This window comes from Citrobacter sp. Cf118 (genome assembly GCF_030334095.1).
GTDB lineage: Bacteria > Pseudomonadota > Gammaproteobacteria > Enterobacterales > Enterobacteriaceae > Citrobacter > Citrobacter freundii.
Genome location: NZ_JAOWES010000082.1, coordinates 165955 through 175405 on the forward strand (window position 1 = coordinate 165955; position 9451 = coordinate 175405).

Here is a 9451-nt window from a genome sequence, read left to right on the forward strand (position 1 = left end):
CATTAGGCGGGCCGGGTATCTGGTTGCAAATTGCAGACGTAAGACACTGCCCGAAATCAGGAAGTGCGCCACCAACCGTGCAGAAAAAATGTTGCTTTCATTGCAGATACCTTCTTCATGTGAACTTGCGTACTAGTTAACTAGTTCGGTGGGATAAAGTCAACACCTGATTTCAGTATATTTGCCGAAACCGCTATGATGGGCGTGTTACGACATTTATTGAAACGGGAGCCGCCTTGAGCGACACGAATTACGCAGTGATTTATGACCTGCATAGTCATACTACAGCCTCCGATGGGCGATTAACCCCAGAAGCCTTAGTACACCGTGCGGTAGAGATGCGAGTCGGTACACTGGCGATCACCGATCATGACACCACGGCGGGCATTGCGGCGGCAAGAGAAGAAATTTCACGTTCGGGATTAGCGTTAAATTTGATCCCTGGTGTCGAGATATCAACTGTCTGGGAAAACCATGAGATCCATATAGTGGGTCTGAACATTGATATCGCCCATCCCATGATGTGCGATTTTCTGGCGCAACAAACGGAACGTCGTCAGCAGCGTGCGCGCCTGATTGCCGAACGACTCGACAAAGCGCATATCCCCGGCGCGTGGGAAGGGGCGTTGCGCCTGGCTGATGGCGGGGCGGTTACGCGGGGCCATTTTGCGCGTTTCCTGGTGGAATGTGGCAAAGCCACAACCATGGCGGATGTCTTTAAAAAATATCTTGCCCGTGGGAAAACCGGTTACGTTCCGCCACAGTGGTGTACAATAGAACAAGCTATTGATGTCATTCATCATTCTGGCGGTAAGGCTGTTCTGGCTCATCCTGGGCGGTACGATCTTAGCGCTAAGTGGCTGAAAAGACTGGTTGCACATTTTGCTGAACATCGCGGCGACGCGATGGAAGTAGCGCAGTGTCAGCAGTCTCCCAATGAACGCACCCATCTGGCGACGCTTGCGCGTCAGCATCAATTGTGGGCATCGCAAGGGTCTGATTTTCATCTACCCTGCCCATGGATTGAGTTGGGTCGTAAACTTTGGTTGCCCGCAGGCGTAGAAGGCGTCTGGCAACTTTGGGAGCAGCCCGAGATCACAGAGAGGAAAGTATGAGCCAGTTTTTTTATATTCATCCCGAAAACCCGCAGCAGCGCCTGATCAATCAGGCCGTTGAAATCGTGCGTAAAGGTGGGGTGATCGTCTATCCAACCGATTCCGGCTATGCGTTGGGCTGCAAAATTGAAGATAAAGGCGCAATGGAGCGCATTTGCCGCATCCGTCACCTGCCGGACGGGCACAACTTTACGCTGATGTGCCGTGACCTGTCTGAACTGTCGACCTATTCATTTGTCGACAACGTGGCCTTCCGTTTAATTAAAAACAACACGCCGGGCAACTACACCTTCATTCTGAAGGGGACGAAAGAGGTTCCGCGCCGCTTGTTGCAAGAAAAACGTAAGACCATCGGCCTGCGCGTACCCTCAAACCCGATAGCACTGGCGCTGCTTGAAGCGCTGGGCGAGCCGATGCTCTCCACGTCACTGATGCTGCCGGGTAGCGAATTTACCGAGTCAGATCCGGAAGAAATTAAAGACCGCCTGGAGAAACAGGTGGATTTAATTATCCACGGCGGATATCTCGGCCAGCAGCCGACCACGGTCATTGATTTAACCGACGATTCTCCGGTGGTGTTGCGTGAAGGCGTCGGTGACGTTAAACCTTTCTTATAAGGGCGCGAACCGCTATACTACGCGGCCTTAAAATGGCGCTGACTGGCGCCGTTGATTCTCCTGTTCGACGCCTGTGAAGGTAAAAAATCACCAAATCCAATCAAGACGTTAGCGTTAACTCCATGAAATACATAACAAAATGGGTGGCGCAATGAGGAACAGAGTGTACAACAAGACTCCGCGATTCACGACGAAACGCGGTAACATCTACTACATCAACTTTCGACTTACAGATGGAACATTTTTTCGTCGAAGCCTCGGCACAGATTCCTTGCAAGCTGTCGAGGTTACAATGTCACGTCTTAGCGCTTACATCCCCCTTGTTCAAAGTGGTTCACTATCTGTTGAACAGTTCAAAATGCACATTGACGGCTTCAGAGAAGCGACACAGAGAGACTTTGATACTTATCTGTTGGATTGGCTTAGGATGGGCGTTGAAGAAGCTCAACGGATGCCGGAACTTGGACGGATGCAGCGAAAGATCGATCCTGAAAGTGCAATCTCTCCGATTGACAGTGTAACTGAGGCGAAAGGTCGTACGGAAGTTCATCTGAATCGTATATATAGCGGCGATGATTCAACGGCGCGGATGTTGCTTGCCACTTTGTTTAAGAAGAAAGTTTCTTTTGACCAAAGTGATGTAGAACAGGCTTACTACGTGGCGGGGCAGATTGATTTACATCAGGCCATGCTCCAACAAGCCTATGATGCTTTCTATTCTGGTGATCTTGTTCGATATCGCTCTTTGGTTGAGGAGATGCAATTCAAGCTAACAGAAGCAGAACGGCAGAAAAAGCCAGTAGCTAAAAAGGCTGTATCCCCTACGGTTGAACCTGAAAGCCACAATACACCTCTGCTCTCTGTCGCCTGGAAGATGTTTACCAGTGAGAAAGGAAAGGGCTGGGCGGTGGCTGTCGCCAACGAAAACCAGCGTTTCTATGACGTTTTGCTATGTGTTATCGGTGATCTTCCTGTTGGAGTGATCACGAAGCAGCAAATACGGCAGACGCTGGAAGTGATTAAAAACCTCCCGCGTAGAACTAAACTTCCATACTCTCGTTTGAGTCTTGAGGAATGTATTGAGTTCGATGTACCAGAAGATGATCTGATCAGTAGTGCCAACGTTAAAAAGCATCTCAAGATCTATTCTTCTTTTTTCAAAGTGTTCCTGAAAGATGAAAAAGACATTTTAGAAAAAGCGCCAACGGAAGGGATCAAATACGAAGTAATGGAGAATAAGGGCGGCTCTTACTCAAAATCTGAGATGCAGCGCTTTGTAAAATATCTGAATACTTGCACCGATTGGCGGCGTGATTATTTCCTGACTCTGATTTATACCGGGGCACGTCGGGGCGAAATTGCTGCTATCCGTAAAGAGCATATTCGAAAAGATGAAGAAACAGGACGCTGGTACATCTTCATTGACGGCGGGAAAACTGATCAGGCTGTGCGGCAGATACCGTTAAACAAAATTTTAGAAAAGTTACTTTTAGCGCGTATTAAATCGCTCAAATCTACTGAGCCTGTTTTCGGTGAGTTGCCAACGTATGAACAGATCGGGCTTGAGTGGCATAGCATCATGTCTGCTTGTGAAATACAAAAGTTTAATGAATTTGGACAGAAGAGGGTGATCCATGCCCTTCGTCACACTTTCATTTCGGGGGCAATGACAAAAGCTTTGCCCGTAATGGTGCAGTTTGTCGTTGGCCACAGTCGGACACAATCATTAGGTATAACAGCACGTTACACCCATAGACCACTATTGAGAGATTTACTTCCGGTAGTTGATTGCATAAACTGGTAACGTTGTTCCACCAAGGGGTTAAGTATTTTTCCCTAAATTCAGTTGGTTGCAAAAATTATGCTTGATAGATTTCCTATGATACATCTTAGTTGTTGATGAGGGTTGGGTATGTCAAAAAAATCTAAGCGAACTTACAAGTATGGTGATCAACCAATGAGGGTTATCATTGTTCAGGTGGTGGAACTATTGGGTGGAGCTGCAACTTTGAAAAATGTCGATGCTTATCTGAGGTCAAAATTTCCTCATTATAGGGACAACACTCATTTAAACCTCGCCATTAACACTGTTAACTGTAATAGAAGCCATTGGGATTGTAATAAAGTTGCCAGAAGAACAGATGATGTAACTCATCGTTATCATGAATATGATCGATTATTCAAGCGTGGAAAGATTTTTGAAATCTATCAACCCTCTGTGCATGGAATTTGGGAGTTGTACCAAGATCAACAGGGTAAATGGTGTTACCGTCAAGTGAAGTCGGAGTTTGAAGAAGCAGTAGAGGCTGCTGCTAAATTACCCTCATCTACACGGGAGCGGATTTTAGCAACGGAAAGTAAAACTCCAGAGCTAACCGAAGTCACAACTCGAGTTTATAAGCGAAGCCCGTATGTGGTTGCAGAAGTTCTTTTAAGGGCTAATGGTAAGTGCCAAAACTGTAAGCGTGATGCACCCTTCCTGAAAGAAGATGGCACACCATTTCTTGAGGTTCACCACATTGAGTGGCTTTCTAAAGGTGGAGAAGATTCTGTTGAGAATGCGATTGCGTTATGTCCTAACTGTCATAGACAAGCGCATTATGGCATTCTGGAGTTATTATCAGTTAATAAATAAACCTAAATTTCATGAAGCCGCTACGCTCCGTTTGTCTCCTTACCACTAACGGGGCGTTATGGCTTCTATTGCTAGACACTTAACAAATTGATAAACCGTGTTTGCACGGACACAACTAAAAAAGGTTTTCAAATGGAAATGTTAAAAAGTGCAGTGTTCTCAGATTGCAAACAGTATCGCTATTCAATAACCAGAACCTGGGATGAAACAAAACCCTATGTGGTCTTTATAGGTCTGAATCCTTCTTATGCTGATGCTGAAAAAGATGATCGCACTATGGGCCGTTGTATCTCGTTTGCAAAAAGCTGGGGATGGGGTGGGGTGCGTATTGTCAATCTGTTTGCATACGTCCATACAAATCGCTTCGAAATGATGAGGATGGCTAATCCTGTTGGTTCAGATAATGATCGCTACATAGTTGAAACGGTAGCTAATGCTGGATTGGTAGTTGCTGCATGGGGTGATGACGGACGGCATTTGAATCGCTCTGATGCTGTGCGTGCGCTTCTGCCTTCTGATACGAAATGTTTTAAAATCAATGTAACAGGTGAACCAAAACATCCTCTCCTTGTGCATAGAGATGCGGTGCTGATTCCCTTTATTTAATTGGTAAGGCATTCAGTGAGCATAGTTATTCCGTATTGTGAAAAGGAGCATTGCGCCTCCCTCGTATTATTCCTGTAAAGCCCGTAGCCACATCAAAAGCAAATTAAGCTGACTTTCTGCCACGGCAGGTATTCGGACGGTTCTAGCCTTTCTCACTTCGCTTTCGTCCGTGTTACCAGCCAGCTATTCAATCAGGATTTCTAACAACTCCTTCGCTCTGTTCCAGTTGTGATTCTTTGGTCGCTCCTTGCTTGCATCTGCCATGAAACAGGCTTCTACATGGTCGTAATGAAACAGTAGGGCAAGAAAACTTTCATGTTGCCATTGTTCCGGCTTTTTCAATCCGTAACTGTTTTCCATGTTGATCACCATTCTAAAGAAAACTCCTCTGTTAAATCGTCCTGCACGTCCTGACCATACCCGATGTAGTACATTGTTGAGCGCGGATCTGTCTGTCCCAGGAAATGGGCGATTGTCTCTATAGCCACCCCTGCATCGAACATCACACGTCCACGGCTTTTACGAGGTGTATGGCATCCCACGTTAGAGAATCCCGCTCTACGGCCCATCTTTCCAAATTCAGCAAACACGGTGTTACGGGTTACGGCGTGGCCTTTGCTACGGAGATCGCCCTTGCTAAAGATGAAATCAGTTTTCACTGGCATAGTGGCTTGCTCTACCTTGCGTTGTTCCACTACTGACAACATGGAAGTAGTAACCTTTGGTCTTACCACGTTTCCTGTTTTCTCCTGCTTTACCTTCAAGTGAGATTGCCCCACTACGTCTTCATACTTGAGCTTGAGTACGTCAGAGATACGTAACCCGCTCTCATACATGAACACCCACAGGCAATAGAACAGATTGCTTCTGGCGTTGCGCTGTAGCTCTGCCGCCACTGCCTTAACTTCGTCTGCACTCTTTAGCGCTTGGCTAATACCTTTCATCTTTATCTCTCCTCTTGTTCGTTTCGGTGAAAACATCATTGATCAGAAAATGATTATTTTCAACATACTACACGATACGTTATTTATAAAGAGCACAGAATGATTAAAATGTGTGCGCGGTTGCCTGACGTGCTGAACGGCGTGATCGAGGCCACTCTCATTCCAGGCGTAGAAATGCCCAAATATCAGTAACTAATTGAAAAATAACTTAAAAATTGTTTGTTTAAATGATTCATGAAACGGCGTTTTTGTCAAGAGATTTATTTTCGATGGCGGGGAGTTACCCCTTTTTGCATGGTGAGGTGATGAAAAGGTGTGCTGAGTGAGTTAAATCAACAGGTTACAGAATACACTTTGCTAAAGTGTATCGAATCGGGAGAGATTTTCACGGTAAATGATAGTATTTATCATTTGTAGTGATGAGACCTCACGTGATGAGAGTTATTCTCAGTAATGACGGTTTTGGCATGAAAAATTGAGTTGTTACATTTTAACAATAAAACAAGGGAACTCGTTCAACGAATGTTGCACAGGTGAAAGTGCTCATTGTGGACAATGATCGATGATAGCCGCACGGCGTAAGGCTTTATAAAAGTTAAGTGATTCTGAAATAGAAGTTCAAAGTTTAACTTAGGCTACATTCCCGAGTTTATTTTATGGTTAATAACGTTGGATTACCGCTTGATTTGTAGTGTGTTTAATGGTCTATTTGTGCCACTTTCGGTGGCGATAGTGGCATGGAATAAATGACAGAACAGGGCGTAGACCTCAGCAGGTATTTAAGACACGGAACGAAGATTACAGAAAATGGTTCTGACGATTGGCAAACACCGAAAGTTATTTATGAGGTGTTGAATAAACGTTTCAAATTCACTCGTGATGCAGCAGCGTCGAAAGATAATAGCCACTGTGATAGATATTGGACAAAAGAAGATAATGCTTTATTGATGGATTGGAGCCAGGAGAAATCTATATTCTGTAACCCACCATATTCTAAAGTGGCTGAGTTTTTAGCAGAGGCACACAAGCCAGAAAGAGCAATATTTTTAATTCCGTTCAGACCTCAGACGGGATTTTTCTTGCGGTATGTTTGGGCTTCGCCGTATTTGCATGAAATGATGATTATCCATCGTGGTATGAGGTTTATTCATCCAGACCGTGCTGAAAGTGTCCGTTCGCCTATGCCTGTTGTATGTCTTGTTTATCACAAAGCACAACGAGAGCGTGATCTTCTGATAACTGTCAACTGTGCTGATACGCTGCAAACCTTGCATGTGGTGGCGGGGCAGAGACCAGGCCATCCCCTAGAGCATAGTCACAGCATTAAAGATAAAGTGATGCAGGACTATCTTAGGAATAATCTTAAGGTGAGTGACCTTGTTGAGAAATACCGCGCTGATGTTTCAAGACGGACGATCTACCGTTGGGTGAAGGTCTGATCGGTAATCGACGCGAAGCGCCGGAACCTTACTGTTATGCGCTGGCATCGGTGACAGGCTCACGCCGCGCATGTAAGATAGCCATTACAGGAGAGAGTATTTTTGGCAAGTTACCTTTATCAAAGGTGCTTCTCCTGTACAGATGCTTGTTATGCTCGCTACGCTCCCAAACATAACCCCATTAAACCCAACTAACTTAAAGTTAGTTAATCGGTATTCTATCTCTTGGGCTACTACCGCCCAAACTTTGCTTAATGCCATACAGCGACTACGCCGCCATTAACAACACTCTGCAATGATCCAATGGCATTCCTGCCTAATGTCATCCACCGATCTTGATTAACCACCAACCAAACTTGATTAACCACCAACCAAACAACCACCCTAAATCCTTTAGGCTGTCTGTTTATCTGGTGCAAGGTAGCTATGACATTACCATACGTGCAAACATCCCAATCCAATCATCACTGATTGTCTCGTGCTGATGCACTTCAGTGCAGAGAGAGAATCTCTCTACTATTATAGCGAATTTGGTAGGTATCTGTATTTAAAGGGAAAGATAGTGTGAAAATCGCCATTTTTCACTTTTTTTCTCAAGAAATGGCGAGATGGTGTTCGTGAATGGAAGGCAGGGCTGTCTTCTATGGTGGCAACTTCTACCACGGATTTTGATTGACAGCAACCATCTATTCCTGGTATAAAGAGCACTAATCGCAAAGCAAAAATGCAAAATGTTGAAAATAATCAAAAATATTTTACGAAATCACCGTTTGGGTATTGACAAACGTTAGTGAAATAGTGTACTATGGTAAGTATGAAGGGGAGAAAACCTTCTGAAACTTTTCAGCCCTGGGCGGGGTAACTGCCTGGGGCTTTTTGCATCCAAAATCCGAAGGAGGCCATTATTGAAGTATTACAGCAGTGACCAGGTGTTTAATGACCTGGTAAACGGCGAAGTGAAACGCCACGTTATTTACGCATCAATGCAAGCAGCAAAATCGAGAGGGTATACAGACCGAATGGAAATGTTTCAATCTGCACTTATCCGTTATGACCAATACCGAAAGGAGAACACCAACTAAGGAGGAACATTGATTCAAGCATACGAAGACGGTTATTTTTTCAGAGATGCCCCGCAACACGATCACCCGCTTTCAGCATTTTCCAGACCTACCCAACAACTCGTTTCTTTAGATAATGTTCTGTACGTTGTCGAAGTGGAAAGTGGTGAAATTCTTCACTACGACTCGATAGAATATTTGCTTGATGGTGGCATTGTTCAGGATCTGCATTTGAGCTTCTCGACAGCAGACACCGCCAAATCAAAACAGGCACACCGTGAATACGCTAATAAGTTTGGCGACCTTCCAGGGAATGCATCCTATAACGGGATCAAGGAATACGCAGACGTATTAACCAAGCCAGATTTCACGAAAGTATTTGCATTGTGTAACGAAGTTGACAGGCGAAACTTAGCATTTATTAAACGTGCAGATCTGTGCGTAATACTGAACACCACGCCGGATCATCTCAATCGTGTTTTATCTGGTCTTGAACGTAAACACTACATCAAGGTTGATAAAGCTGAGCACCAGAAAGGCGTGCTAAAGGTGTGGGTTAATCCTTCGTTTGTCTGGAAAGGCGATTTAGCAAACCGCTACTTATCTGGACACATGCAGGGCTTTCCGATTCTGGAGCGTAAACGCCCCGTAAAACGCTCTGACGTGCTCGATATACTCACGGGGGCTGCAATGGTTGCCTATGATGCCTGGTACATTGAACACGGTTATAAGGCCAATCAACCTTATTCTAATGAATGGTATGCAGAGATCACGCTCTACGACAACGCCCACGGCGAAGGAGTGAGGCTTGCAGCAGAAAATCAGACATTGAGCAGGTTATTAAACCCGGCAACATCTGAGAGTGATTTCATTCGTGAGTTAATCACACCGGCTCAATACCAAACCTTATTAAGAGAAACCACTAAGAAAACAAGGAGAATACATTGATCCAATACTTAGGGAAGGTGCGAACAAGTCCCTGATATGAGATCATGTTTGTCATCTGGAGCCATGGAACAGGGTTCATCATGAGT

10 protein-coding genes and 1 other annotated feature (1 of these 11 cut by a window edge) are annotated in these 9451 nt (G+C 45.0%); of the genes, 7 read left to right on the forward strand and 3 right to left on the reverse strand.

Translation table 11 applies throughout. From position 1 onward, the window contains the following. Nucleotides 1-80: a sequence feature (Trp leader region), on the reverse strand (it extends 15 nt beyond the left edge of the window). Continuing rightward, nucleotides 57-101 carry a trp operon leader peptide gene (trpL, locus tag OGX67_RS10455; protein WP_191229385.1) on the reverse strand — a complete coding sequence of 15 codons (45 nt, stop codon included), beginning with the start codon at nucleotides 99-101 and terminating at the stop codon, nucleotides 57-59. Its footprint overlaps the feature before it by 24 nt. A gap of 135 nt (nucleotides 102-236) precedes the next feature. Here trpL and rnm point away from each other — a divergent pair, with 135 nt between their 5' ends. The 5 genes from rnm (at nucleotide 237) to OGX67_RS10480 (ending at nucleotide 4973) form a co-directional block, all read left to right on the forward strand. Continuing rightward, entirely contained in the window at nucleotides 237-1115 is an 879-nt protein-coding gene (gene rnm / locus OGX67_RS10460) for an RNase RNM (RefSeq protein WP_032949412.1), read from the forward strand. Further along, complete coding sequence (locus tag OGX67_RS10465) at nucleotides 1112-1732, forward strand: L-threonylcarbamoyladenylate synthase (protein WP_003020628.1); 621 nt, start codon at nucleotides 1112-1114, stop codon at nucleotides 1730-1732. Before rnm ends, OGX67_RS10465 begins: the two co-directional genes overlap by 4 nt. Nucleotides 1733-2024: 292 nt before the next feature. After that, complete coding sequence (locus tag OGX67_RS10470; RefSeq protein ID WP_225623044.1) at nucleotides 2025-3536, forward strand: tyrosine-type recombinase/integrase; 1512 nt, start codon at nucleotides 2025-2027, stop codon at nucleotides 3534-3536. Nucleotides 3537-3644: 108 nt separating this feature from the next. Then, complete coding sequence (locus OGX67_RS10475) at nucleotides 3645-4367, forward strand: HNH endonuclease (protein WP_049014272.1); 723 nt, start codon at nucleotides 3645-3647, stop codon at nucleotides 4365-4367. A 138-nt stretch (nucleotides 4368-4505) separates the two neighbouring features. Then, nucleotides 4506-4973, forward strand: coding sequence for a DUF1643 domain-containing protein (locus OGX67_RS10480; RefSeq protein ID WP_071845323.1), 468 nt, complete (start codon nucleotides 4506-4508; stop codon nucleotides 4971-4973). A 183-nt stretch (nucleotides 4974-5156) separates the two neighbouring features. Here the strand turns inward: OGX67_RS10480 and OGX67_RS10485 are convergent, their stop codons facing one another. Both OGX67_RS10485 and OGX67_RS10490 read right to left on the reverse strand, forming a co-directional pair. Beyond that, entirely contained in the window at nucleotides 5157-5333 is a 177-nt protein-coding gene (locus tag OGX67_RS10485) for a hypothetical protein (RefSeq protein ID WP_160311308.1), read from the reverse strand. Between the two features lie 5 nt (nucleotides 5334-5338). Continuing rightward, entirely contained in the window at nucleotides 5339-5917 is a 579-nt protein-coding gene (locus OGX67_RS10490; protein ID WP_049014266.1) for a tyrosine-type recombinase/integrase, read from the reverse strand. Between the two features lie 746 nt (nucleotides 5918-6663). Between OGX67_RS10490 and OGX67_RS10495 the strand changes: the two genes are divergently transcribed. Together OGX67_RS10495 and OGX67_RS10500 are read left to right on the forward strand one after the other, a co-directional pair. Continuing rightward, nucleotides 6664-7356, forward strand: coding sequence for a DNA N-6-adenine-methyltransferase (locus tag OGX67_RS10495; protein ID WP_049014264.1), 693 nt, complete (start codon nucleotides 6664-6666; stop codon nucleotides 7354-7356). 1091 nt (nucleotides 7357-8447) lie between these two features. Beyond that, the gene (locus OGX67_RS10500) at nucleotides 8448-9365 is read left to right on the forward strand and encodes a hypothetical protein (RefSeq protein ID WP_125363576.1); all 918 of its coding nucleotides are present in this window, start codon (nucleotides 8448-8450) and stop codon (nucleotides 9363-9365) included. Nucleotides 9366-9451: the final 86 nt, after the last annotated feature.

What these genes read in the sequence shown, in the direction of transcription:
- OGX67_RS10470 (WP_225623044.1), top strand. Translation starts at nt 2,025, where the DNA reads ATGTCACGTCTTAGCGCTTACATCCCCCTTGTTCAAAGTGGTTCACTA.
- OGX67_RS10495 (WP_049014264.1), top strand. Translation starts at nt 6,664, where the DNA reads ATGACAGAACAGGGCGTAGACCTCAGCAGGTATTTAAGACACGGAACG.
- OGX67_RS10480 (WP_071845323.1), top strand. Translation starts at nt 4,506, where the DNA reads ATGTTAAAAAGTGCAGTGTTCTCAGATTGCAAACAGTATCGCTATTCA.
- OGX67_RS10490 (WP_049014266.1), bottom strand. Translation starts at nt 5,917, where the DNA reads ATGAAAGGTATTAGCCAAGCGCTAAAGAGTGCAGACGAAGTTAAGGCA.
- OGX67_RS10475 (WP_049014272.1), top strand. Translation starts at nt 3,645, where the DNA reads ATGTCAAAAAAATCTAAGCGAACTTACAAGTATGGTGATCAACCAATG.
- OGX67_RS10465 (WP_003020628.1), top strand. Translation starts at nt 1,112, where the DNA reads ATGAGCCAGTTTTTTTATATTCATCCCGAAAACCCGCAGCAGCGCCTG.
- OGX67_RS10485 (WP_160311308.1), bottom strand. Translation starts at nt 5,333, where the DNA reads ATGGAAAACAGTTACGGATTGAAAAAGCCGGAACAATGGCAACATGAA.